General features: G+C 65.8%; 20 protein-coding genes and 2 tRNA genes. 18 read left to right on the top strand and 4 right to left on the bottom strand.

What is annotated here, in order from left to right; genetic code table 11:
- The 18 genes from ACYVH8_RS07725 to ACYVH8_RS07640 form a co-directional block, all read left to right on the top strand.
- Nucleotides 1–127 (top strand): EF-Tu C-terminal domain-related protein (locus ACYVH8_RS07725; protein ID WP_460488266.1); only part of this gene is annotated, 127 nt, incomplete at its 5' end.
- Nucleotides 128–136: 9 nt separating this feature from the next.
- Nucleotides 137–212: transfer RNA gene (locus tag ACYVH8_RS07720), tRNA-Trp, on the top strand.
- A gap of 113 nt (nucleotides 213–325) precedes the next feature.
- The gene (gene secE, locus ACYVH8_RS07715; RefSeq protein ID WP_460488258.1) at nucleotides 326–709 is read left to right on the top strand and encodes a preprotein translocase subunit SecE; all 384 of its coding nucleotides are present in this window, start codon (nucleotides 326–328) and stop codon (nucleotides 707–709) included.
- Complete coding sequence (gene nusG / locus ACYVH8_RS07710; RefSeq protein WP_460488257.1) at nucleotides 709–1,293, top strand: transcription termination/antitermination protein NusG; 585 nt, start codon at nucleotides 709–711, stop codon at nucleotides 1,291–1,293. The genes secE and nusG overlap by 1 nt, the downstream gene beginning before the upstream one ends.
- Before the next feature lie 125 nt (nucleotides 1,294–1,418).
- Nucleotides 1,419–1,850 carry a 50S ribosomal protein L11 gene (rplK, locus tag ACYVH8_RS07705; RefSeq protein ID WP_460488256.1) on the top strand — a complete coding sequence of 144 codons (432 nt, stop codon included), beginning with the start codon at nucleotides 1,419–1,421 and terminating at the stop codon, nucleotides 1,848–1,850.
- A complete protein-coding gene (gene rplA / locus ACYVH8_RS07700; RefSeq protein ID WP_460488255.1) occupies nucleotides 1,851–2,540 on the top strand; it encodes a 50S ribosomal protein L1 in 690 nt (229 codons plus the stop codon).
- 238 nt (nucleotides 2,541–2,778) lie between these two features.
- Entirely contained in the window at nucleotides 2,779–3,279 is a 501-nt protein-coding gene (gene rplJ / locus ACYVH8_RS07695; RefSeq protein ID WP_460488254.1) for a 50S ribosomal protein L10, read from the top strand.
- Nucleotides 3,280–3,327: 48 nt separating this feature from the next.
- Nucleotides 3,328–3,702, top strand: a complete 375-nt coding sequence (gene rplL, locus ACYVH8_RS07690) for a 50S ribosomal protein L7/L12 (protein WP_460488253.1) — start codon at nucleotides 3,328–3,330, stop codon at nucleotides 3,700–3,702.
- A 248-nt stretch (nucleotides 3,703–3,950) separates the two neighbouring features.
- The gene (gene rpoB, locus ACYVH8_RS07685; RefSeq protein ID WP_460488252.1) at nucleotides 3,951–8,063 is read left to right on the top strand and encodes a DNA-directed RNA polymerase subunit beta; all 4,113 of its coding nucleotides are present in this window, start codon (nucleotides 3,951–3,953) and stop codon (nucleotides 8,061–8,063) included.
- 20 nt (nucleotides 8,064–8,083) lie between these two features.
- The gene (gene rpoC, locus ACYVH8_RS07680; RefSeq protein WP_460488251.1) at nucleotides 8,084–12,283 is read left to right on the top strand and encodes a DNA-directed RNA polymerase subunit beta'; all 4,200 of its coding nucleotides are present in this window, start codon (nucleotides 8,084–8,086) and stop codon (nucleotides 12,281–12,283) included.
- 98 nt (nucleotides 12,284–12,381) lie between these two features.
- On the top strand, nucleotides 12,382–13,710 hold the full coding sequence (gene rsmB / locus ACYVH8_RS07675; RefSeq protein ID WP_460488250.1) for a 16S rRNA (cytosine(967)-C(5))-methyltransferase RsmB: 1,329 nt from the start codon (nucleotides 12,382–12,384) through the stop codon (nucleotides 13,708–13,710).
- Nucleotides 13,670–14,299, top strand: a complete 630-nt coding sequence (locus ACYVH8_RS07670) for a DUF4390 domain-containing protein (protein WP_460488249.1) — start codon at nucleotides 13,670–13,672, stop codon at nucleotides 14,297–14,299. Before rsmB ends, ACYVH8_RS07670 begins: the two co-directional genes overlap by 41 nt.
- Nucleotides 14,296–16,584 carry a sensor histidine kinase gene (locus tag ACYVH8_RS07665; RefSeq protein WP_460488248.1) on the top strand — a complete coding sequence of 763 codons (2,289 nt, stop codon included), beginning with the start codon at nucleotides 14,296–14,298 and terminating at the stop codon, nucleotides 16,582–16,584. Before ACYVH8_RS07670 ends, ACYVH8_RS07665 begins: the two co-directional genes overlap by 4 nt.
- Nucleotides 16,585–16,621: 37 nt before the next feature.
- Nucleotides 16,622–17,296: a response regulator gene (locus tag ACYVH8_RS07660; RefSeq protein WP_460488247.1), complete on the top strand. Its 675-nt coding sequence runs from the start codon at nucleotides 16,622–16,624 to the stop codon at nucleotides 17,294–17,296.
- A gap of 47 nt (nucleotides 17,297–17,343) precedes the next feature.
- Nucleotides 17,344–17,419 (top strand) — tRNA-Phe (locus ACYVH8_RS07655).
- 253 nt (nucleotides 17,420–17,672) lie between these two features.
- On the top strand, nucleotides 17,673–18,074 hold the full coding sequence (locus ACYVH8_RS07650) for a hypothetical protein (RefSeq protein WP_460488246.1): 402 nt from the start codon (nucleotides 17,673–17,675) through the stop codon (nucleotides 18,072–18,074).
- 142 nt (nucleotides 18,075–18,216) lie between these two features.
- Nucleotides 18,217–19,551 carry an MATE family efflux transporter gene (locus ACYVH8_RS07645; RefSeq protein WP_460488245.1) on the top strand — a complete coding sequence of 445 codons (1,335 nt, stop codon included), beginning with the start codon at nucleotides 18,217–18,219 and terminating at the stop codon, nucleotides 19,549–19,551.
- 65 nt (nucleotides 19,552–19,616) lie between these two features.
- A complete protein-coding gene (locus ACYVH8_RS07640; protein WP_460488244.1) occupies nucleotides 19,617–20,012 on the top strand; it encodes a carboxymuconolactone decarboxylase family protein in 396 nt (131 codons plus the stop codon).
- A gap of 118 nt (nucleotides 20,013–20,130) precedes the next feature.
- On the opposite strand, the gene ACYVH8_RS07635 is transcribed toward ACYVH8_RS07640, so the two are convergent.
- The 4 genes from ACYVH8_RS07635 to ACYVH8_RS07620 all read right to left on the bottom strand — a co-directional run bounded on the left by ACYVH8_RS07635 (nucleotide 20,131) and on the right by ACYVH8_RS07620 (nucleotide 24,660).
- On the bottom strand, nucleotides 20,131–20,295 hold the full coding sequence (locus tag ACYVH8_RS07635) for a hypothetical protein (protein WP_460488243.1): 165 nt from the start codon (nucleotides 20,293–20,295) through the stop codon (nucleotides 20,131–20,133).
- 103 nt (nucleotides 20,296–20,398) lie between these two features.
- A complete protein-coding gene (locus ACYVH8_RS07630) occupies nucleotides 20,399–21,508 on the bottom strand; it encodes a phospholipase A (protein WP_460488242.1) in 1,110 nt (369 codons plus the stop codon).
- On the bottom strand, nucleotides 21,505–23,628 hold the full coding sequence (locus tag ACYVH8_RS07625; RefSeq protein WP_460488241.1) for an ATP-dependent helicase: 2,124 nt from the start codon (nucleotides 23,626–23,628) through the stop codon (nucleotides 21,505–21,507). The genes ACYVH8_RS07630 and ACYVH8_RS07625 overlap by 4 nt, the downstream gene beginning before the upstream one ends.
- Nucleotides 23,629–23,691: 63 nt before the next feature.
- Complete coding sequence (locus ACYVH8_RS07620; protein ID WP_460488240.1) at nucleotides 23,692–24,660, bottom strand: PDR/VanB family oxidoreductase; 969 nt, start codon at nucleotides 24,658–24,660, stop codon at nucleotides 23,692–23,694.
- Nucleotide 24,661: the final 1 nt, after the last annotated feature.

The raw sequence follows: 24,661 nt of genomic DNA, 5'->3' as shown, positions 1-24,661 counted from the left end.
GGGTGACAACGTGTCGATCACCGTCAAGCTGATCGCCCCCATCGCCATGGAAGAAGGCCTGCGCTTCGCCATCCGCGAAGGCGGCAAGACCGTGGGCGCCGGTGTGGTCGCCAAGATCCTCGCGTAAAGGTTTTGTAGGGGTATAGCTCAATTGGCAGAGCGTCGGTCTCCAAAACCGAAGGTTGTAGGTTCGATTCCTACTGCCCCTGCCACCTGACCTGCTGTAGCGGGTTGGTGCACAAAAAGCCCGCCACCGCCGTGGCGGGCTTCAGCGTCTAAAGAGGCGCGGTGGTTTCGATACAGGCGCTAAGCGGAATTTTTGAAAATGGCAACGTCACAAGTGGAAACGGTCGGTAGCGGGGCGAACAGGCTCAAGCTGGTTGCGGCAGTGCTGCTGCTGCTGGCTGGCCTGGTGGCCTTCTACTGGTTCAGCAAGCAGGGCGCCCTGGCGCAATGGGCCGCACTGCTGGCCGGTGTGGCTGCGGCTGTGATCGTCTTCTTCACGGCCCAGACGGGGCGTGACCTGCTGGCCTTTGGTCGCGATGCCTGGCGTGAGGTCGGCAAGGTGGTCTGGCCGGAGCGCAAGGAAGCCATTCAGATGACGGCCTATGTCTTCGCCTTTGTGGTGGTGATGGCCCTGTTCCTGTGGCTGACCGACAAGTCGCTCGAATGGGTGATCTTCGATTTGATTCTGGGCTGGAGGAAGTGATGACTGACGTGATGGATGCTTCGTCCGCGCCGGCGGCCAAGCCGGCCAATCCGGACCTGCGCTGGTATGTCGTGCACGCCTACTCCGGCATGGAGAAGGCGGTCGAGCGCAACATCATCGAGCGCATCAACCGGGCCGGCATGCAGGACAAGTTCGGCCGCATCATGGTGCCGATGGAAGAGGTGGTCGAGGTCAAGAATGGCCAGAAGCGCACCACCGAACGCAAGTTCTTCCCTGGCTACGTGCTGGTGGAAATGGTCATGGGCGACGACACTTGGCACCTGGTGAAGCACACCAACAAGGTGACGGGTTTTGTGGGCGGCGCCAAGAACCGCCCGGCCCCGATCTCCGAAGAGGAGGTCATGAAGATCGTCAACCAGATGCAGGAAGGCTCCGACAAGCCGCGTCACAAGGTTGAGTTCGAGGTGGGTGAGTACGTTCGCGTCAAGGACGGCCCCTTCACCGACTTCAACGGCACGGTCGAGGAAGTCAACTACGAAAAGAACAAGGTGCGCGTGGCGGTCACGATCTTCGGCCGCTCGACGCCGGTGGAGCTGGAGTTCTCCCAGGTCGAGAAAACCTGAGATCCGGCACCAGGCAAGTTTGGGATTTCGCGTTTTTCGACTCGGCGCGAATGTTTGAAGTGAGTCGTTAACCCCGGGGAGCCCAGGCAGATTGCCCAGGCGTTTTTACCCGTAAGGAGAAAAGCATGGCGAAAAAAATCGTCGGTTTTATCAAGCTGCAAGTGCCGGCTGGTAAGGCCAATCCCTCGCCGCCGATTGGTCCCGCTCTGGGCCAGCGCGGTCTGAACATCATGGAGTTCTGCAAGGCGTTCAACGCCCAGACCCAGGGCGTCGAGCCCGGTCTGCCGCTGCCGGTGGTGATCACCGCCTTCGCGGACAAGAGCTTCACCTTCATCATCAAGACGCCGCCGGCGACCGTGATGATCAAGAAGGCCATCAAGCTCGACAAGGGTTCGTCCAATCCGCTGAAGGACAAGGTCGGCAAGATCACCCGTGCCCAGCTCGAGGAAATCGCCAAGACCAAGATGAAGGACATGACGGCCGCCGATCTGGACGCCGCGGTTCGCACCATCGCTGGTTCTGCCCGTTCCATGGGCGTGAATGTGGAGGGCGTGTAAATGACCACCAAGAAACAAAAAGCCCTGCAAGGCAAGGTTGACAGCAACAAGCTGTACCCGCTGGCCGATGCGCTGAAGATCGTGCAAGAGTGCGCCACCGCCAAGTTCGATGAGTCCATCGACGTGGCCGTGCAGCTCGGCATCGACGCCAAGAAGTCGGACCAGGTGGTGCGTGGCGCCGTCGTGCTGCCCAACGGCACCGGCAAGACCAAGCGCGTGGCCGTGTTCGCCCAGGGCGCCAAGGCTGAGGAGGCCAAGGCCGCCGGCGCCGACGTCGTCGGCATGGACGACCTGGCTGCCCGCGTGAAGGCTGGCGACATGCCCTTCGACGTGGTGATTGCCGCTCCCGATGCGATGCGCGTTGTCGGTACCCTGGGTCAGATTCTGGGCCCCCGCGGCCTGATGCCCAACCCCAAGGTCGGCACTGTGACCGCTGACGTGGCCACGGCCGTGAAGAACGCCAAGGCCGGCCAGGTGCAGTTCCGCGTGGACAAGGCCGGTATCGTGCACAGCACGATCGGCCGCCGTTCCTTCGATGCCGCCAAGCTCCAGGGCAACCTGGCAGCGCTGATCGAAGCGCTGAACAAGGCCAAGCCGGCTTCGAGCAAGGGTGTGTTTTTGCGCAAGGTTGCTGTTTCGTCCACGATGGGCGTGGGTGTCCGCGTCGACACCCAGACCATCTCGGCGTAATCGCAGAAGAGATCTGACCGGCTGGAAACGGCTGGTCAATGTGGTGGGCCGGTCGGTTGCAAGACCGATTGGGCCATCCAAGACCGTTGGCGCACAGTTCTGCTGTGCTTAATCAGTGAAAGCCAGCGTAGATGGCGATCCCGCTGCAGATGGAACGAGTTCCTGAACAGTTGGTCGCTGCATGAGAGGCGTGTCCGCTGGCGATAAGCCGACGGACACATTTTGAAGGAGTTAGACCTTGAGTCTGAATCGCAGTGAGAAAGAAGCGGTCATCAATGACGTGACCGGCCTCGCCGCTAAAGCTCAAACGCTCGTGATGGCGGAATACCGCGGCATCACGGTCGCTGACATGACCAAACTGCGCGCCAACGCCCGCAGCCAGGGCGTGAGCCTCAGTGTGTTGAAAAACACGCTGGCTCGCCGGGCTGTGGCGGGTAGCCAGTTTGAAGTCGCGGCCGAGAAGATGACCGGTCCGCTGATCTATGGCTTCTCCGTCGATGCCGTGGCCGCCGCTCGCGTGGTGGCCGATTTCGCGAAAACCAACGACAAGCTGGTGATTCGCGGCGGCGCATACGGCGGCAAGGCCCTGGACGTCAACGGCGTTAAGCAGCTGGCAAGCATTCCCTCCAAGGAAGTGCTGCTGGCACAGCTGTGTGGCTTGCTGATGTCGCCGATGTCCCGCACCGCCGTGGTGCTGGGTGCTCTGGCGGCGAAAAAAGGCGAAACGGCTGCCGCCTGAAACGGCGTGGCCTGTTAACCAACTTATTGGAAATTGAAGGAATCAAAAATGGCATTCGATAAAGACGCATTTCTGACCGCGCTGGACAGCATGACGGTCATGGATCTCAACGACCTGGTGAAAGCCATCGAAGAGAAATTCGGCGTGAGCGCTGCTGCCATGGCCGCCCCCGCTGCTGGTGGTGGTGCCGCTGCTGCTGCCGTGGAAGAGAAGACCGAGTTCAACGTGATGCTGCTGGAAGCCGGCGCCAACAAGGTGTCGGTCATCAAGGCTGTGCGCGAAATCACCGGTCTGGGCCTCAAGGAAGCCAAGGACCTGGTCGACGGCGCTCCCAAGGCTGTCAAGGAAGCCATGCCCAAGGCCGACGCCGAAGCAGCCGTCAAGAAGCTGGTGGAAGCCGGCGCCAAGGCTGAACTGAAGTAATTCAGCCCCGCTCGAAGGCTGGAGTGTCTGCAAAGGCCTCCAGCCTTTGGCGCTTACAGAGCGCACCCGAAAATCGCCTCTCCAGACGGTTTTTGAGTGTCTTCTGACCCGACTGCAGAAGACGCCTTGGTTCGGGCCGCGTGCAACGCGCGGCCGTCCGCCATTGGTTGGTAGCGGCCAACCACCAAGCCTGCTGGGTGTGATGCCCGGCGCGCCAGTCGCCAAAGACCTCATAGCCCGGAGATCTCATGGCCTATACCTATACCGAACGCAAGCGGATTCGCAAAAGCTTCGGCAGCCGCGACAGCGTGCTCGAAATCCCCTACCTGCTGCAGATGCAAAAGGACGCCTACACAGCCTTCCTGCAGGCAGACAACGCCCCCACCAAGCGCACCCCCGAGGGTTTGCAGGCCGCTTTCGAAGCCGCCTTCCCCATCGTCTCGCACAACGGTTTTGTGGAGATGAAGTTCCTGGAATACAACCTGGCCAAGCCCGCTTTCGACGTGCGCGAGTGCCAGACCCGCGGCCTGACCTTCGCGTCCGCCGTGCGCGCCCGCGTCCAGCTCATCATCTATGACCGCGAGTCCTCGACGCCGCAGAACAAGGTCGTGAAGGAAGTGAAGGAGCAAGAGGTCTACATGGGCGAAGTGCCGCTCATGACGACCAAGGGCTCGTTCATCATCAACGGCACCGAGCGCGTCATCGTGTCGCAGCTGCACCGTTCGCCGGGCGTGTTCTTCGAACACGACAAGGGCAAGACCCACAGCTCGGGCAAGCTGTTGTTCTCGGCTCGCATCATTCCCTACCGTGGTTCCTGGCTGGACTTCGAATTCGACCCCAAGGACGTGCTGTACTTCCGTGTCGACCGTCGCCGCAAGATGCCGGTCACCATCCTGCTCAAGGCCATCGGCCTGAACCCCGAGTCCATCCTGGCGAACTTCTTCGTCAACGACAACTTCCGCCTGATGGACAGCGGCGCGCAGATGGAATTCGTGGCCGAGCGCCTGCGCGGTGAAGTCGCCCGTTTCGACATCACCGACAAGAGCGGCAAGGTCGTCGTCGCCAAGGACAAGCGCATCACCGCGCGCCACACGCGCGATCTGGAGCAGTCCGCCACCACGCACATCAGCGTGCCGGAAGACTTCCTGGTCGGCCGTGTCGTGGCCCGCAACATCGTTGACCCGGACACCGGCGAGATCATCGCCAAGGCCAACGACGAGCTGACCGACGCCCTGCTGAAGAAGCTGCGCACCGCCGGTGTGCAGGAGCTGCAGTGCATCTACACCAATGAACTCGACCAGGGCGCCTACATCTCGCAGACCCTGCGCATCGACGAAACGACCGACGAGTTCGCCGCCCGCGTGGCCATCTACCGCATGATGCGCCCCGGCGAGCCGCCCACCGAAGACGCCGTGCAGGCCCTGTTCCAGCGCCTGTTCTACAACCCGGACACCTACGACCTGTCGCGCGTGGGCCGCATGAAGTTCAACGCCAAGATGGGTCGCAACGACCCGAACGGCCCCATGGTGCTGACCAACGAGGACATCCTCGCCGTGGTCAAGATCCTGGTGGACCTGCGCAACGGCCGTGGCGAAGTGGACGACATCGACCACCTGGGCAACCGCCGCGTGCGTTGCGTCGGTGAACTGGCCGAGAACCAGTACCGCGCCGGCCTGGCCCGTATCGAGAAGGCCGTGAAGGAGCGTCTGGGTCAGGCCGAGCAGGAGCCGCTGATGCCGCACGACCTGATCAACTCCAAGCCGATCTCCGCGGCCCTGAAGGAGTTCTTCGGTGCGTCCCAGCTGTCGCAGTTCATGGACCAGACCAACCCGCTGTCCGAGATCACGCACAAGCGTCGTGTCTCCGCCCTGGGCCCGGGTGGCCTGACGCGCGAGCGCGCCGGCTTCGAAGTGCGCGACGTGCACGTCACGCACTATGGCCGTGTCTGCCCGATCGAGACACCGGAAGGCCCGAACATCGGCCTGATCAACTCCCTGGCCCTGTACGCCCGCCTGAACGAGTACGGTTTCATCGAGACCCCCTACCGTCGCGTGGTCGACGGCAAGGTGACGATGCAGATCGATTACCTGTCCGCCATCGAGGAAGGCAAGTACGTCATCGCCCAGGCCAACGCCACGCTGGACAAGGACGGCAAGCTGACCGACGAGCTGGTGTCTGCCCGTGAGACCGGCGAATCCATCCTGTGCGGTGCCGAGCGCATCCAGTACATGGACGTGTCGCCGGCTCAGATCGTGTCGGTGGCCGCTTCGCTGGTGCCCTTCCTGGAGCACGACGACGCCAACCGCGCGCTGATGGGCGCCAACATGCAGCGCCAGGCCGTGCCGGTGCTGCGTCCCGAGAAGGCCTTTGTCGGCACCGGTATCGAGCGCGTCTCCGCGGTGGACTCCGGCACCGTGGTCACCGCCAACCGCGGCGGCGTGGTCGACTATGTCGACGCCACCCGCATCGTGATCCGCGTGAACGACAACGAGGCCCTGGCCGGTGAAGTGGGTGTGGACATCTACAACCTCATCAAGTACCAGCGTTCCAACCAGAACACCAACATCCACCAGCGTCCCATCGTCAAGAAGGGCGACAAGCTGGCCAAGGGTGACGTGATCGCCGACGGCGCCTCCACCGATCTGGGTGAACTGGCCCTGGGCCAGAACATGCTGGTGGCCTTCATGCCCTGGAACGGCTACAACTTCGAAGACTCGATCCTGATCTCCGAGCGCGTGGTCGCCGAAGACCGCTACACCTCGATCCACATCGAGGAGCTGGTGGTCATGGCGCGCGACACCAAGCTGGGCGCCGAGGAAATCACCCGCGACATCCCCAACCTGTCCGAGCAGCAGCTCAACCGTCTGGACGAGTCCGGCATCATCTACGTGGGCGCCGAAGTCATGCCGGGTGACACGCTGGTGGGCAAGGTCACGCCGAAGGGCGAGACCACGCTGACCCCGGAAGAGAAACTGCTGCGCGCCATCTTCGGCGAGAAGGCGTCCGACGTGAAGGACACCTCGCTGCGCGTGGACCAGGGTTCGCAGGGCACCGTCATCGACGTGCAGGTCTTCACCCGTGAAGGCATCACGCGCGACAAGCGCGCCCAGCAGATCATCGACGACGAGCTCAAGCGCTACCGCCTGGACCTCAACGACCAGCTGCGCATCGTCGAGGCCGACGCCTTCGACCGTATCGAGAAGCTGCTGGGCGGCAAGGTCGCCAATGGCGGCCCGCAGAAGCTGGCCAAGGGCAGCAAGATCGACAAGGCCTATCTGGCCAGCGTCGAGAAGTTCCACTGGTTCGACATCCGCCCGGCCGACGACGAAGTCGCCAGCCAGCTGGAGAGCATCAAGAACTCGCTGGAGCAGACCCGCCACAGCTTCGACCTGGCTTTCGAAGAGAAGCGCAAGAAGCTCACGCAGGGTGATGAACTCCCCGCCGGTGTTCTGAAGATGGTCAAGGTCTACCTGGCCGTCAAGCGCCGCCTGCAGCCCGGCGACAAGATGGCCGGCCGCCACGGCAACAAGGGTGTGGTCTCCAAGATCGTTCCGGTCGAGGACATGCCTTATATGGCCGACGGCACGCCTTGCGACATCGTGCTCAACCCCCTGGGCGTGCCTTCGCGCATGAACGTGGGCCAGGTGCTGGAAGTGCACCTGGGCTGGGCCGGCAAGGGCATCGGTCAGCGCATCGGCGACATGCTGCAGGAGGAGGCCAAGGCCGCCGAGCTGCGCAAGTTCCTGGAAGGCCTGTACAACAGCTCGGGCCGCAAGGAAGACCTGTCCAAGCTGACCGACGCACAGGTGCAGGAAATGGCCGGCAATCTGTCGACCGGCGTCACCTTCGCCACCCCGGTGTTCGACGGCGCCTCGGAAGAAGAGATCCGCGGCATGCTCAAGCTGGCCTATCCGGAAGAAGTCGCCAAGGCCAAGGGTCTGACCGACACGCGCACGCAGGCCCGCCTGTTCGACGGCCGCACCGGGGAGCAGTTCGAGCGCCCGACGACCATCGGCTACATGCACGTGCTCAAGCTGCACCACCTGGTGGATGACAAGATGCACGCGCGTTCGACCGGCCCCTACAGCCTGGTGACCCAGCAGCCGCTGGGCGGCAAGGCCCAGTTCGGCGGCCAGCGTTTCGGCGAGATGGAAGTGTGGGCGCTGGAAGCCTACGGCGCCGCCTACACGCTGCAGGAAATGCTCACCGTCAAGTCGGACGACGTGCAGGGCCGTACCAAGGTCTACGAGAACATCGTCAAGGGCGAGCATGCCATCGAAGCCGGCATGCCCGAGTCGTTCAACGTGCTGGTCAAGGAAATCCGTTCCCTGGGCCTGGACATCGAGCTCGAGCGCTCCTAATTCGCAAAGGATAGAGTCATATGAAATCCCTACTCGACCTGTTCAAGCAGTTCACGCCGGATGAGCATTTCGATGCCATCAAGATCGGCCTGGCCTCGCCTGAGAAGATCCGTTCCTGGTCTTTCGGCGAGGTCAAGAAACCCGAGACCATCAACTACCGCACCTTCAAGCCCGAGCGTGACGGCCTGTTCTGCGCCAAGATCTTCGGCCCCATCAAGGACTATGAGTGCCTGTGCGGCAAGTACAAGCGCCTCAAGCACCGCGGCGTGATCTGCGAGAAGTGCGGCGTTGAAGTCACGCAGACCAAGGTGCGCCGCGAGCGCATGGGTCACATCGACCTGGCCGCGCCCTGCGCCCACATCTGGTTCCTGAAGTCCCTGCCTTCGCGCCTGGGCCTGGTGCTGGACATGACGCTGCGCGACATCGAGCGCGTGCTGTACTTCGAAGCCTATGTGGTGACCGACCCCGGCATGACCCCGCTGAAGAAGTTCGGCATCATGTCCGAGGACGATTACGACGCCAAGATCAAGGAATACGGTGACGAGTTCACCGCCAAGATGGGCGCCGAAGGCATCAAGGACCTGCTGCAGGGCATCGAGATCGACACCGAGATCGAACGCCTGCGCGGTGACCTGACCGGTTCCGAGATGAAGGTCAAGAAGAACGCCAAGCGCCTCAAGGTGCTGGAAGCCTTCAAGAAGTCCGGCATCAAGCCCGAGTGGATGGTGCTGGAGGTGCTGCCCGTGCTGCCGCCGGACCTGCGCCCGCTGGTGCCGCTGGACGGCGGCCGCTTCGCGACCTCCGACCTGAACGACCTGTACCGCCGCGTCATCAACCGCAACAGCCGTCTGCGTCGCCTGCTGGAGCTGAAGGCTCCGGAAATCATCGCGCGCAACGAGAAGCGCATGCTGCAGGAAGCGGTGGACTCGCTGCTGGACAACGGCCGCCGTGGCAAGGCCATGACGGGCGCCAACAAGCGCGCTCTCAAGTCCCTGGCCGACATGATCAAGGGCAAGAGCGGTCGTTTCCGCCAGAACCTGCTGGGCAAGCGCGTCGACTACTCGGGCCGTTCCGTCATCACCGTGGGCCCGACCCTCAAGCTGCACCAGTGCGGCCTGCCCAAGCTGATGGCCCTGGAGCTGTTCAAGCCCTTCATCTTCTCGCGCCTGGAAGCCATGGGCATCGCCACCACCATCAAGGCGGCGAAGAAGGAAGTGGAAACCGGCACGCCGGTGGTGTGGGACATCCTGGAAGAGGTGATCAAGGAGCACCCGGTGCTGCTGAACCGCGCACCGACGCTGCACCGCCTGGGCATCCAGGCCTTCGAGCCCATCCTGATCGAGGGCAAGGCCATCCAGCTGCACCCGCTGGTCTGCGCCGCCTTCAACGCCGACTTCGACGGCGACCAGATGGCCGTGCACATCCCGCTGTCGGTGGAAGCCCAGATGGAAGCCCGCACCCTGATGCTGGCCTCCAACAACGTGCTCTTCCCCGCCAACGGCGAGCCCTCCATCGTCCCCTCGCAGGACGTGGTGCTGGGCCTGTACTACACGACCCGCGAGCGCACCAACGGCAAGGGCGAGGGCATGATCTTCGCCGACACGACCGAAGTCCAGCGCGCGCTGGACAACGGCCAGGTCGAGCTGACCGCCCGCGTCAACGTGCGCCTGACCGAATGGACCAAGGACAAGGACAGCGGCGAGTTCGTGCCCGAGACCCGGCTGGTCGAGACCACGGCCGGCCGTGCGCTGCTGTCCGAGATACTGCCCAAGGGCCTGCCCTTCTCCAACATCAACAAGGCGTTGAAGAAGAAGGAAATCTCCAAGCTGATCAACGTGTCCTTCCGCAAGTGCGGCCTGAAGGAAACCGTGGTGTTCGCAGACAAGCTGCTGCAAAACGGTTTCCGTCTGGCGACCAAGGCCGGCATCTCGATCTGCATCGACGACATGCTGGTTCCGAAGGAAAAGCACGAGATCATCGAGTCCGCCGAGAAGGAAGTGAAGGACATCGAGCAGCAGTACACCTCGGGTCTGGTCACCTCCGGTGAGCGCTACAACAAGGTGGTGGACATCTGGGGCAAGGCCGGCGACAAGGTCTCCAAGGTCATGATGGACCAGCTGCGCACCGAGAAGACCACCGACCGCCACGGCAAGACGGTGGACCAGGAGTCCTTCAACTCCATCTACATGATGGCCGACTCGGGAGCGCGCGGTTCCGCTGCGCAGATTCGCCAGCTGGCCGGCATGCGCGGCCTGATGGCCAAGCCCGACGGCTCCATCATTGAGACGCCCATCACGGCCAACTTCCGTGAAGGTCTCAACGTGTTGCAGTACTTCATCTCCACGCACGGCGCCCGCAAGGGCCTGGCCGACACGGCGCTGAAGACCGCGAACTCGGGTTACCTGACCCGCCGTCTGGTGGACGTGACGCAGGACCTGGTGGTGACGCAGGACGACTGCGGCACCAGCGAGGGTTCGCTGATGCGCGCCATCGTCGAGGGCGGCGAGGTGATCGAATCGCTGCGCGACCGTGTCCTGGGCCGTACCGCGGCCGAGGACGTGCTGCATCCGGAATCCCGCGCCGTGCTCGTGCCCGCAGGCAATATGCTGGACGAGGACGTCATCGAGGAACTGGAAGTCGCCGGTGTCGACGAGGTCAAGGTCCGCACCGCGCTGACCTGCGCCACGCGTTTCGGCCTGTGCGCCAAGTGCTACGGTCGCGACCTCGGTCGTGGCGGTCTGGTCAACATGGGCGAGGCGGTCGGTGTGATCGCTGCCCAGTCGATCGGCGAGCCGGGCACCCAGCTGACCATGCGCACCTTCCACATCGGTGGCGCCGCTTCGCGCGCCGCCATCGCCTCCAGCGTGGAAGCCAAGTCCAACGGCATCATCGGCTTCAACGCCACGATGCGCTACGTGACCAACAGCAAGAAGGAGCTCGTGGTGATCGCCCGTTCCGGCGAGATCGTCATCCATGACGAGCACGGCCGCGAGCGCGAGCGTCACAAGGTGCCTTACGGCGCCACGCTGACGGTCAAGGCCGACCAGACGATCAAGGCCGGCACCATCCTGGCCAACTGGGACCCGCTGACCCGCCCGATCATCACCGAGTTCGCCGGCAAGGCGCATTTCGAGAATGTCGAAGAGGGCCTGACCGTGGCCAAGCAGGTGGACGAAGTCACCGGCCTGTCCACCCTGGTCGTGATCGATCCGAAGCGCCGTGGCTCCGCCAAGGTCGTGCGTCCGCAAGTGAAGCTGATCGACGCCTCCGGCAACGAGGTCAAGATCCCCGGCACCGACCACTCGGTGACCATCGGCTTCCAGGTCGGCGCCCTGATCCAGGTGCGCGACGGCCAGGACGTGGGCCCCGGCGAAGTGCTGGCCCGTATCCCGATCGAAGGCCAGAAGACCCGCGACATCACCGGCGGTCTGCCGCGTGTGGCCGAGCTGTTCGAAGCCCGTTCTCCCAAGGACAAGGGCATCCTGGCCGAGGTCACGGGTACCGTGTCCTTCGGCAAGGAGACCAAGGGCAAGGTTCGCCTGCAGATCACCGATCCGGAGGGCAAGGTCTGGGAAGAGCTCGTGCCCAAGGAAAAGAACATCGTGGTGCACGAAGGCCAGGTGGTCAACAAGGGTGAGAGCATTGTCGACGGCCCGGCCGATCCGCAGGACATCCTGCGCCTGCTGGGCATGGAAGAGCTGGCACGCTACATCGTGGACGAAGTCCAGGATGTCTACCGCCTCCAGGGTGTGAAGATCAACGACAAGCACATCGAGGTGATCGTGCGCCAGATGCTGCGTCGTGTGGTGGTCGAGGCCCCTGGTGATTCCGGCTACATCGGCGGCGAGCAGGTGGAGCGTTCCGAGATGCTCAACACCAACGACGCGCTGCGCAAGGACGGCAAGGTCCCCTCGACCTACACCAACCTGCTGCTGGGCATCACCAAGGCCTCGCTGTCCACGGACTCGTTCATCTCCGCGGCTTCCTTCCAGGAAACCACGCGCGTGCTGACCGAAGCCGCCATCATGGGCAAGCGCGATGAGCTGCGCGGCCTGAAGGAAAACGTCATCGTCGGCCGCCTGATCCCCGCAGGTACCGGCATGGCCTACCACGATGCGCGCAAGATCCGCGAAGGCATGGACGAGGCCGAGCGCCGCGCCATCGCCGATGCGGAAGCCGCCGAGCTGGCCCAGAGCAGCGAAGGCGCCGCCACCGAGTAAAACCGGTTGCGCTCGCGCAAAATGCCCCAGGTGCTGCCGCACTTGGGGCATTTTTTTGAGCCCGATGAAACCCGAACCACCGCACGAGGAATCCCCGCATGAGTGAGACGACCGGGCAAGCCCCCCCGCTGTGGCGCCAGCTGCAGGCCGGCGCTGTTGCGCTGGCGGCCATCCGTGCCGGCACCTCGGGGACACAAGCCATCGAGGCCGTGCCCGCTCTGCTGCGCCCCGGTGTGCAGGCGCTGGTCTATGCCGCACTGCGCCAGCTCGGCCGCGCCGAGGCCCTGCGCAAAGTGCTGGCTCCGCGCAAGCCGCCGGCGGCGGCCGACGCCCTGCTGTGCCTGGCGCTGGCCCTGGCCTGGCGCGATGAGAGTGCGCCTTACGAGGTCCATACCCTGGTCAACCAGGCGGTGGAAGCCGCCAAGCGGACCGAGGCCACCCAGGCCCAGGCCAACTTCATCAACGCCTGCCTACGCCGTTTCCTGCGCGAGCGTGAGGCCCTGGTCGCGCAAACCGACGCCGATCCGGTGGCGCGCTGGAACCACCCGGCCTGGTGGATCACCCGCCTGCAACGTGAGCAGCCGCAGCGCTGGCAGGCCATTCTGCAGGCCAGCAACAGCCAGGCGCCCATGACGCTGCGCGTGAATCTGCGCCAGGGCAGTGTGGAGGATTACTTGGCCACCTTGCAGGCCGCTGGCATCAGCGCCCGGCGCAATGGGGCCCAGGGGATCACGCTGGCCGCACCCCTGCCGGTGCAGCAGATCCCCGGTTTTGCCCAGGGCCGGGTCTCGGTGCAGGATGCGGCCGCCCAGTTGGCCGCGTCCCTGCTGCTGCAGGGCCTGGAGGGCCGGCCCGGCCTGCGTGTGCTGGACGCCTGTGCCGCGCCCGGCGGCAAGACGGCGCACCTGCTGGAGCTGGGCGAGGCGCAGGTGACCGCGCTGGACATCGCCCCCGAGCGCTGCCAACGCATAGCAGACACCCTGCACCGCCTGGGCCTGCAGGCCCAGGTGCTGGCGGCCGATGCCGGGGTGCCTGAACGCTGGTGGGATGGGCAGGCTTTTGATGCCATCCTGCTCGATGCCCCCTGCACCGCCTCGGGTATCGTGCGCCGCCATCCGGACGTGCGCTGGCTGCGCCGCGAAGGCGACGTGGCCCAGCTGGCAGCCCAGCAGGCCCGCCTGCTCAAGACGCTCTGGCCCCTGTTGAAGCCTGGCGGGCGACTGGTGTACTGCACCTGCTCGGTGTTCCGGGCCGAGGGTGAAGATCAGGTGCAGGCGTTTCTTGCGCACAACAAAGAGGCCCGTTTGCTGCCTGCTCCCGGCCATTTATGGCCTTCCATGTCGCGGAGAAGCGCCGCGGTCACGGACAATCAGAGCAGTGACCACGATGGCTTTTATTACGCACGGCTGGAGAAGGGCGCGGGCTGACCTGTCCGTGCTGCTGGCCTGCGCCCTGTTCGGCCTGTCGCCGCCGGTCCTGCACGCCCAGCCGGCCGTGGCTGAAATCAGCCAGATGGACCTCAGCCGCAACGGCGACGGCGTCGAACTGGCGGCCAGCGTCAAGTTTCAGTTGCCGTCCGCCGTGCAGGATGCCCTGTACAAGGGCCTGCCGGTGATCTTCGTCGAAGAGGCGGAAATCTTCCGGGAACGCTGGTACTGGCTGGACAAGCGCGTGGGCGGCGCCCAGCGCCACATGCGCCTGGTGTTCCAGCCCCTGGTCCGGCGCTGGCGGCTTTCGGTGGGAACCGGCCCGGCCAGCGGCAGCGAGGCCGGCGTGGCCCTGGCGCAGAGCTTCGACACGCTGGATGAAGCCCTGGGCGTGATCCGGCGCGTCTCGAGCTGGCGCATCGCCGACTTTGCCGAACTAGAGGCCGGCACGCGACACCGTCTGGACCTGCGCTTCCGGCTCGACATCGCGCAACTGCCCCGTCCCCTGCAGATCGGCGCCCTCGGCGAGAGCGACTGGGTGCTGGCCGCCAGCGCCAGCAAGCGCCTGCTGCCGGAGAGCCTGAAGTGAGCACCCCGGCCACGGGGACTGAGAAGCGCCAGCACCCGCAGCAGTCCAAAGCCCTGCGCTGGACCCTGGGGGTGGTGCTGGCCATCGTGGTGGCCATCGGCCTGGTGCTGCTGTTCCTGCTGACCCAGGCCACCGACAACCGCCAGCTGTACGAGCGCAATTACGCGCGCCTCTTCGTCCTCAATGTGGTGGTGGCCGTGGTGTTGCTGGCGGTCATCAGCTGGGTGGCCTGGCGCCTCTTCAAGCGCCTGCGCCAGGGGCGCTTCGGCAGCCGCCTGCTGGTCAAGCTGGCCGCCGTGTTCGCCCTGGCCGGTTTCGCGCCCGGCCTGCTGATTTACGTCGTGTCCTACCAGTTTGTCTCGCGCTCGATCGAGAGCTGGTTCGACGTGCAGGTCGAGGGTGCGCTCGAAGCCGGCCTGGGCCTGGGTCGCGCGACGCTGGAAACCCTGTCCAACGACCTGGCCGGCAAGACCCGCGCTTCGGCCACGCAACTGCAGGACACCCCCGACGTGGTGGCCGGCCTGATGCTGGAGCGCCTGCGCGAACAGCTCGAGGTGCGCGACGCCATCCTCTGGAGCGCCAACGGCCAGCTGCTGGCCAGTGCGGGGGATTCGCGCTTCCAGCTCAACCCGGAAAAACCGGTGCCCTCGCAGTTCCGCAAGGCGCGCAGCCAGCGCGCCCTCACCTGGATCGAGGGCCTGGAAGAGGGCAGCGCCATGGCGCCGGCGCAGGCGCGTATCAAGGCCCTGGTGCTGGTGCCGCGCACGGGCCTGGACATGCTGGACGAGCCCCGTTTCCTCATGGTGACCCAGGTCCTGCCCGAAACCCTGGTGGCCAACGCTCTGGCCGTGACCGAGGCGCATCGTGAGTACCAGGAGCGCGCGCTGGCGCGTCAGGGCCTGCGGCGCATGTACATCGGCACGCTCACACTCAGCCTCTTCCTGGCTGTCTTCGGCGCCGTGCTGCTGGCCGTGGTGCTGGGCAACCAGATCACGCGCCCCTTGCTGCTGCTGGCCGACGGCGTGCGCCAGGTTGCGGCGGGTGACCTGACACCCAAGGCCGCGCTGCAGGGGCGCGACGAACTTGGCGGCCTCACGCGTTCGTTCGCCGACATGACCCAGCAACTGGCCGATGCGCGCCGTGCGGTGGAAAACAGCATGGAGCAGGTCAACGCCGCGCGTGAGAACCTGCAGACCATCCTGGACAACCTGACGGGCGGTGTCATGGTGCTGGACGTCAAGGGCGTGATCCAGTCCGTCAACCCCGGCGCCACGCGCATCCTGCGTGTGCCCATGGCAGCCTGGGAGGGCCGGCGCCTGGCCGACATCGAGGGCCTGGAGGATTTCGCCCGCAATGTGCAGCAGCAGTTTGACCGCTTCGTGGAGGAGCGCGCCGAACATGCCCTGGACCACTGGCAGCAGTCCTTCGAGCTCGGTCCGCCTTCGGGCTCGCCGGCGGCCGGCGCCAGCGGGGAGAGCACCCTGACCCTGGTGGCGCGTGGCGCCGAACTGCCGGGCAAGGCCTGGTTGCTGGTGTTCGACGACATCTCCGAGATCGTCTCGGCCCAGCGTTCCCAGGCCTGGGGCGAGGTGGCGCGCCGCCTGGCGCACGAGATCAAGAACCCGCTGACGCCCATCCAGCTCTCGGCCGAGCGGCTGGAGAAAAAGCTCGCCGGCAAGGTCGAACCGGCTGAGCAGGCGGTGCTGACCAAATCGGTCAAGACCATCGTCGACCAGGTTGACGCCATGAAGCGCCTGGTCAACGAATTCCGCGACTACGCGCGCCTGCCCGCGGCCGATCTCAAGCCGCTGGACCTCAATGCGCAAGTGGGCGAAGTGCTGCACCTCTATGGCGGCGAGGGCGCGCGCGTGCCGGTGCGCGCCGAACTGGACGAGCGCTGTCCCCGTGTCATGGGCGACGCCCAGCAGCTGCGTCAGGTGCTGCACAACCTGCTGCAGAACGCCCAGGACGCCACCGAGACGGCCGGGCGCAGCGGGCCGGAATTCCCTGTCACCGTGCGCACCCAGTGGGTGGAGGCCAGCGGCCGCGTGCGCCTGAGCGTGCTGGACTGGGGCGTGGGATTCCCCGAGGCCATCCTCAAGCGGGCCTTCGAGCCCTATGTCACCACCAAGGCCAAGGGCACGGGCCTGGGTCTGGCCGTGGTGAAGAAGATTGCCGACGAACACGGTGCCCGGATCGACCTGGCCAACCGCCTGGCCGAGGAGAAGGTGGTGGGGGCGCAAGTATCGTTATCATTCGCAGTGGAGAAACTGGCACCGGCCTGAATCCCGCCCGTACTACGAGAGACCCAGCGTTCACATCATGGCAAACATACTGGTAGTCGATGACGAGCTCGGCATACGCGATCTGCTATGGGAAATCCTGAACGACGAGGGGCACAGCGTCGAGGTGGCCGAGAACGCCGCGCAGGCGCGTGGCGCCCGTCTGCGTGAGCGCCCCGACCTGGTCCTGCTCGACATCTGGATGCCCGATACCGACGGCGTCACCCTGCTCAAGGAATGGTCCACGGGCGGCCTGCTGACCATGCCTGTCATCATGATGAGCGGCCACGCCACCATCGACACCGCGGTGGCGGCCACCAAGATCGGCGCGCAGGCCTTCCTGGAAAAACCCATCACGCTGCAGAAGCTGCTCAAGGCGGTGGAACAGGGCCTGGCGCGCAACACGCCGCAGCCGGCGGCCCCGGCCCATGTGGGCCTGCAGCCCGCGCATGGCGGCGAGCCGGTCGGCCTGGTCCAGCCGTTGACGGCCAGTGTCGAAGCGGGCCCTCAGGCGCAGCAGAATTTCCAGCTCGACAAACCGTTGCGCGAAGCGCGCGACGAGTTCGAGAAGGCCTATTTCGAGTACCACCTGGCGCGCGAAAGCGGCTCCATGACCCGCGTGGCCGAGAAGACCGGCCTGGAGCGCACCCACCTTTACCGCAAGCTCAAGCAGCTCGGCGTGGACCTCAGCCGCGGCAAGCGCAACGGCAGCTGAGCCCGGCCGGAAGGCCGCCGGAGTGCTGCTATAATTCCACCTCTCCAGGCCCGGTAGCTCAGTTGGTAGAGCAGCGGATTGAAAATCCGCGTGTCGGTGGTTCGATTCCGCCCCAGGCCACCAGATTTCTCCGAAAGCCATCCTCTCAGGGGTGGCTTTTTATTTTCCTGCACCACCCTGTCGGCTCCATGAGGATAGGACGCCTCAGGTGCAGCCAGCCCCAGCTTGTCCGGGCGCCGACACCTCAGCGAGGCGGCGCCGATGCACCGTGGCGGCCAGCCGGCCGGCCACATTTTCAGCGCTTGTCCCGTCGACCCAAACGATGGCCGTCAGGCGCTTTTCGGGCCCATGCTCGTCACCCCACCAGGAGTCTTCCATGACCACTGAAAATTCTGTGCACGAGCACGCCGCGCAACTGGCCCACGTCATGAGCGCCATCTGCACCCGCACGCTGAACCACTTCGCCGAAGAAGCCAAGATCAACGGCGAGAGTCTCAAGGATGCTTTCGAGCGTTATGAAATCGACTACGCCTGGCACGTGCTGGGCTCCGAGCGGCTGCGTGAGGCCACGCTGGCCTGCATGGCCCAGCGCCACAGCCTGGTGGCGAACGAGGCGCAGAAGGCCAGTCTGGCCGGCATCCTGAAATCGGCCGCCGAGGCCCAGGCCCCGGAACTGCTGATGAGCTTTGACAACGAGGTGCCGGAAAAGCTGGCGGCCTCGCTGTGTGCCGCCTGGACGGGCCGGCCGCTGTCCCCCGGCAGCGTGCAAGCCGCCTGAGCCACAAGCCCCGCAAGGGGCTTTTTTATTGCGGCTGACTTTGCTGGCCTTGGCGCAGCCAGGTCGCCGAGGCGCGCAGCAGAAAACCGGGAACCCTGCCATCATGAGACACGCGGGCCGGTGGCGGCCCTCTCAAGACTCCATGGCTGCTCCACATTCCCTGACCTCGGCCCCCATCCTCCCCACCATCTGGCGGCTGAGCCTGCCCAATATGTTCGCCATGGTGGCCACGGCCCTGGTCAGCGTGGCCGAGACGGTCTATGTGGGGCAGCTGGGCACGGCGCCGCTGGCGGGCATGGCTCTGGTGTTTCCGCTGGTCATGCTGCAGCAGATGCTCTCGGCCGGCTCCATGGGCGGGGGCATTGCCTCGGCCATCAGCCGCGCGCTGGGCGCGGGGCAGCAGGCGCGGGCCGATGCACTGGTGCTGCACGCCGTGATCATCAGTGCCCTGCTGGGCCTGCTCTTCAGCGCGCTGGTGCTGATCTGGGGGCGGCCCTTGATAAGCTTGATCGGCGGGCGCGAGGCTGCGCTGGACGAGGCCCTGGCCTATGCCGGCGTGGCCTTTGCCGGCGCGACCGCGATCTGGCTGCTCAATGCCTTTGCTTCGTCCCTGCGCGGCGCGGGCGACATGCAGACACCGTCGCTCACGCTGCTGCTGGTGGCGGTGGGGCAGATCGCGCTCGGCGGCCTGCTGGGGCTGGGCTGGGGCTCCGTGCCGCGTCTGGGCATGACAGGGATCGCGCTGGGGCAGGTGCTGGCCTTCACCCTGGGTGCGCTGTATCTGTTCCGTCATCTGCGCTCTGGCCGGGCGCGTGTGCGGCTGGTGTTCACGGCGCGCCTGCAGCGCGAGAATTTCAGGGACATCCTCAAGGTCGGCGCGGTCTCCAGCCTGTCCGCGCTGCAGACGGTGCTGACCATCCTCATCGTCACGCGCATCGTGGCCGGTTTCGGCACCGAGGCGCTGGCGGGTTACGGCATCGGTGCCCGGCTTGAATTCCTGCTGATCCCCGTCACCTTCGCCATCGGCGTGGCCTGCCTGCCCCTGGTGGGCATGGCCCTGGGTTCGGGCCTGGTGCCGCGCGCGCGGCGCGTGGCCTGGACGGGCGCCGGCCTGGCGGCGGCCATCGTCGGGAGCATCGGCCTGCTGGTGACGGTCTTTCCCGATGCCTGGTCGGGCCTGTTCACGGACCAGCCGCAGGTGATCGCGCACGCACGCAGCTATTTCCATTGGGTCGCGCCGGCCTATGGTTTCTTCGCCTTTGGTCTGTGCCTGTACTTCGCGGCCCAGGGTGCGGGCAAGCTGCTGGGCCCGGTGCTGGCCGGAACGCTGCGCCTGCTGCTGGTGGCTGTGGGCGGCTGGCTGCTGGTGCGTTACGGCGCGCCGGTGGGAAGCATGTTCGCCCTCATCAGCGCGGCCATGCTGCTCTACGGGGTGGCCACGGCGCTTACGGTCTACTACGTACGCTGGGGCGATTGAACGCGGGGGGCGTCCCGGCCCTGTACAGTAGGCGGCAACAAGCCACCCACTACAACGGAGACCCCATGGACGAGAACCCGAAATTCAAAGCCGGCCTGGCCGTGCGCAAGGCCGTGCTCGGCGAAGAGTACGTCAGCCAGTCGCTGGCGAATGCCAAGGCCGACGAGTTCATGGCCTCGATCCAGCAGTTCATCACCGAGAACGCCTGGGGCACGGTCTGGACCCGCGAAGGCCTGGACCGCAAGACCCGCAGCATGCTCAACCTGGCCATGCTTACCGCGCTGAACCGCCCGAACGAACTCAAGCTGCACATCAAGGGCGCGCTCAACAACGGCGTGAGCAAGGAGGAGATGCGCGAGATCTTCCTGCAGGCCGCCGTCTATTGCGGCGCACCTGCGGGGCTGGATTCCTTCAAGATCGCGCAGCAGGTCTTCAAGGACGAGGCTGCCAAGAAGGCCTAGGGATGCGCTGAACAAATTCCTTCGTTCGGACTGAGCTTGGCCTGTCCTGAGCCGAGTCGAAAGGCTCAACGCGAACGGACTTGTTCAGCGCAGCACCAACTGCGCCATCTCGGCGTATTCATCCTGGTGGAGCACCTTGCCGTCCTGCACGGCCCCCGTCGTCGACGGCGATGAAGTCCAGCAGATGCGGGGCGGTGCGCGTCGCATCGTTATCGCTGGCGCGGACAGGGCTGGCCAGCAAGGCCAGCGGGAAGATCAGCAGAGTGAGGATGTGGCGGTGCATGCTCTCGTCCTCGGCACCCCGGCTACGGGTGAGATACGGTCGCCATCAAGGGCTGGAGACGAGAGCAAGCATGGATTAAATGAGAATCATGGTTCGTAATGGTTTACCAGTCCACCAGGCTCAGGCCGATGCTGAGCACGGTGCGGCCGCGGTTGTAATCCACCAGCGAATCGCCGTAGCCGTTGAAGAGCTGCAGATGCAGGCGCAGGCCGCTGGCGGCGCCGTTGCGGTTGGCGGCGCCCAGGGCCTGCAACCACTCCAGCCGGTAGGAGCCGTTGGCAGGGCTGGTCATGGAGTGGCGCAGCGTCAGTATCAGGGTGTTGTCCTTGTTGACCTGCCAGCTGCCGGTGACTTCGCCGCGGCCGACCAGATTGTCGATGTCCGGGTTGTCGTCGGTCTCGTCGCCGTCGGGAATGCGGTTCCACAGGCGGGCGGTCAGGGTGTAGCGCTCCCCCTTTTCCATGCCGGCCATCAGGATGGCGCGGTTCCAGCTGCGCGACAGCGGCAGGCTCTGGCCGTTGGACTGGTGGTTGAAGCTCAGCCCGCTGTAACGCAGGCGCCAGCCGCCCGGCAGATCGACCGGCGTGGGCACGATGTACATGACTTCGGGCTCATGGTCGGTGTTGCGGAAGGGCCGCGAGATGCTCGACGTGAAGAGCTGCCAGTAGGACTGCTGGGTGTAAGCGAACCAGAGCGAATCGCGCCCGCCGAAATCGCTCACCGGCAGCAGGCCCTGGCCGATCTTGGTGCGCACCGAGAGCTGCAGACGGCCTTCGTTGATCAGATAAGGCGTCTCGCTGGTGGCGCTGTGACCGGCTGTGGGTGAACTCGGCGCTCGGTTGACCGTGTCCGAGTGGATGTAGGACAGGCTGATGGGCCGGTAGCCGCGGATGTTGAAGCGCCCGCAGTCCGTACCGTCCTCGAGTTCCCAGTAGCGCGAGAGCACCGAATACCGGGGGCTGTGGCAATCGGGCCCTGGTTCGAGCGGTGCCGACGGTGTCCCGGCGACCTGGGCGGGGGTCGGGCTGGCCGTGACGCCCTCTTGCACCCAGCGGTCGTAGCAGGCCAGGCGCGCGCTGGCGTCCTGCGTCTGCTGCGCGCAGAGCTGCCAGCCGCTGGTGGCCGTGGCATCCGCGTTCACGGCCGGGGCCTGGGCCCAGACGCCGCCGCCGGCCAGACCGGCCAGCAGCCCGAGGATGCGCTGTGCTTTCATGCGGCGCCTCCCGCCAGGGCCTGCGCGGCCGCCGTGTCCTGTGCCTTCTTGGCGAACTCGGCGCGCAGGGCGCGCAGTTTCTCGCGCGGGTCTTCTTTGGTGGTCGCCTGGTTCAGCGCCATCTCGGCGATGAAGCGGCTGGGCTGCACGCTGACCATCTCGCGGCCCTTCTTGCGCCGCTTGGGCCAGCTCACGGCCAGCGAACGCTGCGCGCGTGTGATGCCCACGTACATCAGGCGGCGTTCTTCCTGCAGGCGCAGCGCCACGCTCTCGTTCACGGCCTCGTGCTCGCGCGTGGAGCCGCCCAGGGAGTCGCCCCCCTCGTCGAGCTTGAAGGGCAGCATGCCCTCGCTAACGCCCACCATCATCACGTGTGGCCACTCCAGGCCCTTGGCGGCGTGCAGGGTGGAGAGGGTCACCACGTTCTGGTCCTTCTCGCGTTCGCTGATGGTCGATAGCAGGGAGACGGTCTGCGCGACTTCAAGCAGCGATTTCTTTTCGCTGGCCAGGGTCACACCGGCCGTGTCGTCGATCTCGCCGCCGCAGCGTTTGGCCATCCAGTCGCAGAACTCCATGACGTTGATCCAGCGCGAGGCGGCCAGCCTCTCGTTGTCCTCGCTGTCGTAGAGGTGCTTTTCGTAGCCGATGTCCTTGAGCCATTCGGCCATGAAGGCGCGTGCGTCTTCGGCGCCGGTGGTGTGGCGGGCGCGGTATTCGAGGTCGTTCACGTAACGTCCGAACTCGTGCAGGCTGCCGACCGCGCGCGCATTGAGCACCGAGGGCAGGGAGCTGGAGAACAGCGCCTCGAACAGGCTCAGCTTGTACTGGCCGGCAAAGGTGCCCAGCTGTTGCAGGGTCTGGTGGCCGATGCCGCGTTTGGGCGTGGTCACGGCGCGCAGGAAGGCCGGGTCGTCGTCGTTGTTGACCCAGAGCCGGAACCAGGAACAGAGATCGCGGATCTCGGCCCGGTCGAAGAAGCTGGTGCCGCCCGAAACCTTGTAGGGGATCTGGGCCTTGCGCAGGGCCTGCTCGAAGACCTTGGCCTGGTGGTTGGCGCGGTAGAGCACGGCGAAGTCCTTGAGCTCCTTGTGCTGCGACTCCGCGCGCAGGCTCTGGATGCGCGCCACCATGCGCTCGGCCTCGTGCTCCTCGTTGTCGGCGTCCACCACGCGCACCGGCTCGCCTTCGCCCAGATCGCTCCACAGGCGTTTGGGAAAGAGCTTGGGGTTGGGGCCGATCACATTGTTGGCGGCCTGCAGGATGGCGCCGGTGGAGCGGTAGTTCTGCTCCAGCTTGATGACCTTGAGGGTGGGAAAGTCCACCGGCAGCTTCTTGAGGTTGTCCAGCGTGGCGCCGCGCCAGCCGTAGATGGACTGGTCGTCGTCACCCACGGCGGTGAAACGCGCGTCCCTCGGGTCCGGCGGCACCAGCAGCTTGAGCAGCTCGTACTGCGTGGCGTTGGTGTCCTGGTATTCGTCCACCAGGATGTGGCCCATGATCTTCTGCCACTTGGTCCGCACCTCGGCGTGGTCGCGCAGCAGCTTGAGCGGCAGGCCGATCAGGTCGTCGAAGTCCACGCTCTGGTAGGCCGTCAGGCGCTCTTCGTAGCGCGCCATGATGCGCGCGGTGATGCGCTCGTTGTCGTCCCGGGCCTGGGCTTCGGCCTGCGCCGCGTCGAGCCCCATGTTTTTCCACAGGCTGATGGTCCACTGCCACTGGCGCGCGGTGGCCGCGTCGGTGCTGCCGCCGGCGTCCTTGAGGATGCCGGTGACGTCGTCGCTGTCCATGATGGAGAACTTCGGTTTCAGGCCCACGGCCTCGCCGTCTTCACGCAGCAGGTGCACCCCCAGGGCGTGGAAGGTGCAGATGCGCACCTCTTTCGCGGCCTTGCCGATCAGGCTCTTGGCGCGCTCGCGCATCTCGGCCGCGGCCTTGTTGGTGAAGGTGATGGCCGCGATGCGCTTGGGCTCCAGCCCGGCCTGGATCAGGCGGCCGATCTTGTGCGTGATGACCCGCGTCTTGCCGGAGCCGGCGCCGGCCAGCACCAGGCAGGGGCCGTGCAAGTAGTTGACGGCGTCCTGCTGCGCGAGGTTCAGGCCGTGGTTCGGAGAGGAAGACATGGAGCGGACGAAGCGGGCGACAGGCAAAGCCCCGATGATACGGGGCCCGGCCGCCCGGCGCGCTCAGAGATCGAGCACCAGCAGATCGCCCGCCTTGCCGCGCGAGACGCAGGGCGTCAGGCAACTGCGCTGCTCGGTCTCGCTCAGGATGTGGTCCTGGTGCTCCACCTCGCCCGACCGATAGCCCACCTTGCAGGTGCCGCACAGGCCCGAGACGCAGGAGGTGTCGAGCGCCGCGCCGGCCTCGATCAGCGCGTCGGCCAGGCTCTGGTGCGCCGGCACGAGCAGAATCAGGCCGCTGCTGGCGATCTGCGCGCGAAAGCTCCCCGCCGGCACCGCGCCGGCCGCCGCGTCGGGCTCGGGGGCCTTGAAATGCTCGCAGTGCACGCTGCCCTCGGGCCAGTGCGCCGTAGCCTGGCGGCAGGCCGCCATGAAGCCGGCCGGGCCGCAGTAGTAGACGTGCGTGCCCGCTTCGGGCTCGCGCAGCAGGGCTGGGATGTCCAGGCCGTCGGCCGGCTTGCCGCCGTCCAGGTGCAGCTGCGCGCGCCCCTCGCTCCGCAGCGCGTGCAGCTCGTCGGCGAAGGCGACGCGGTCGGCGTCGCGTACGCAGTAGTGCAGCGTGTGCGCGACGCCCTGCTCGGCCAGCGCGTGCGCCATGGCCTTGAGCGGCGTGATGCCGATGCCGCCGGCCAGCAGGATGGCGCGGCGCAGGCCGGGGCGCAGCTCGAAATGGTTGCGCGGCGCGCTCACGCCCACGAGCTGGCCGACGGCCACCTCGTCGTGCAGGGCGCGGGAGCCGCCGCGGCCCTGCTCCTCGCGCAGCACGGCGATCACGTAGCGGTGCCGCTCCGAGGGCGCGTTGCTCAGGGAGTACTGGCGCACCAGCCCGGCGCCCAGGTGGACGTCGATGTGCGCGCCGGCGGTGAAGGCCGGCAGGGCCTGGCCCTGCGGATGCACCAGCTCGTAGGAATGGATGCCCACCGCCTCGCGGCGGATCTGGCGCACCAGCAGTTGCAGTTCGGCGGAACTCATG

The sequence above is a fragment of the Curvibacter fontanus genome, from assembly GCF_054780335.1.
This window is presented reverse-complemented; position numbering and strand designations above follow the sequence as displayed.

What these genes read in the sequence shown, in the direction of transcription:
- secE (WP_460488258.1), top strand. Translation starts at nt 326, where the DNA reads ATGGCAACGTCACAAGTGGAAACGGTCGGTAGCGGGGCGAACAGGCTC.
- nusG (WP_460488257.1), top strand. Translation starts at nt 709, where the DNA reads ATGACTGACGTGATGGATGCTTCGTCCGCGCCGGCGGCCAAGCCGGCC.
- rplK (WP_460488256.1), top strand. Translation starts at nt 1,419, where the DNA reads ATGGCGAAAAAAATCGTCGGTTTTATCAAGCTGCAAGTGCCGGCTGGT.
- rplA (WP_460488255.1), top strand. Translation starts at nt 1,851, where the DNA reads ATGACCACCAAGAAACAAAAAGCCCTGCAAGGCAAGGTTGACAGCAAC.
- rplL (WP_460488253.1), top strand. Translation starts at nt 3,328, where the DNA reads ATGGCATTCGATAAAGACGCATTTCTGACCGCGCTGGACAGCATGACG.
- rpoB (WP_460488252.1), top strand. Translation starts at nt 3,951, where the DNA reads ATGGCCTATACCTATACCGAACGCAAGCGGATTCGCAAAAGCTTCGGC.
- rpoC (WP_460488251.1), top strand. Translation starts at nt 8,084, where the DNA reads ATGAAATCCCTACTCGACCTGTTCAAGCAGTTCACGCCGGATGAGCAT.
- rsmB (WP_460488250.1), top strand. Translation starts at nt 12,382, where the DNA reads ATGAGTGAGACGACCGGGCAAGCCCCCCCGCTGTGGCGCCAGCTGCAG.
- ACYVH8_RS07670 (WP_460488249.1), top strand. Translation starts at nt 13,670, where the DNA reads ATGGCTTTTATTACGCACGGCTGGAGAAGGGCGCGGGCTGACCTGTCC.
- ACYVH8_RS07660 (WP_460488247.1), top strand. Translation starts at nt 16,622, where the DNA reads ATGGCAAACATACTGGTAGTCGATGACGAGCTCGGCATACGCGATCTG.
- ACYVH8_RS07650 (WP_460488246.1), top strand. Translation starts at nt 17,673, where the DNA reads ATGACCACTGAAAATTCTGTGCACGAGCACGCCGCGCAACTGGCCCAC.
- ACYVH8_RS07645 (WP_460488245.1), top strand. Translation starts at nt 18,217, where the DNA reads ATGGCTGCTCCACATTCCCTGACCTCGGCCCCCATCCTCCCCACCATC.
- ACYVH8_RS07640 (WP_460488244.1), top strand. Translation starts at nt 19,617, where the DNA reads ATGGACGAGAACCCGAAATTCAAAGCCGGCCTGGCCGTGCGCAAGGCC.
- ACYVH8_RS07635 (WP_460488243.1), bottom strand. Translation starts at nt 20,295, where the DNA reads ATGCACCGCCACATCCTCACTCTGCTGATCTTCCCGCTGGCCTTGCTG.
- ACYVH8_RS07630 (WP_460488242.1), bottom strand. Translation starts at nt 21,508, where the DNA reads ATGAAAGCACAGCGCATCCTCGGGCTGCTGGCCGGTCTGGCCGGCGGC.
- ACYVH8_RS07625 (WP_460488241.1), bottom strand. Translation starts at nt 23,628, where the DNA reads ATGTCTTCCTCTCCGAACCACGGCCTGAACCTCGCGCAGCAGGACGCC.
- ACYVH8_RS07620 (WP_460488240.1), bottom strand. Translation starts at nt 24,660, where the DNA reads ATGAGTTCCGCCGAACTGCAACTGCTGGTGCGCCAGATCCGCCGCGAG.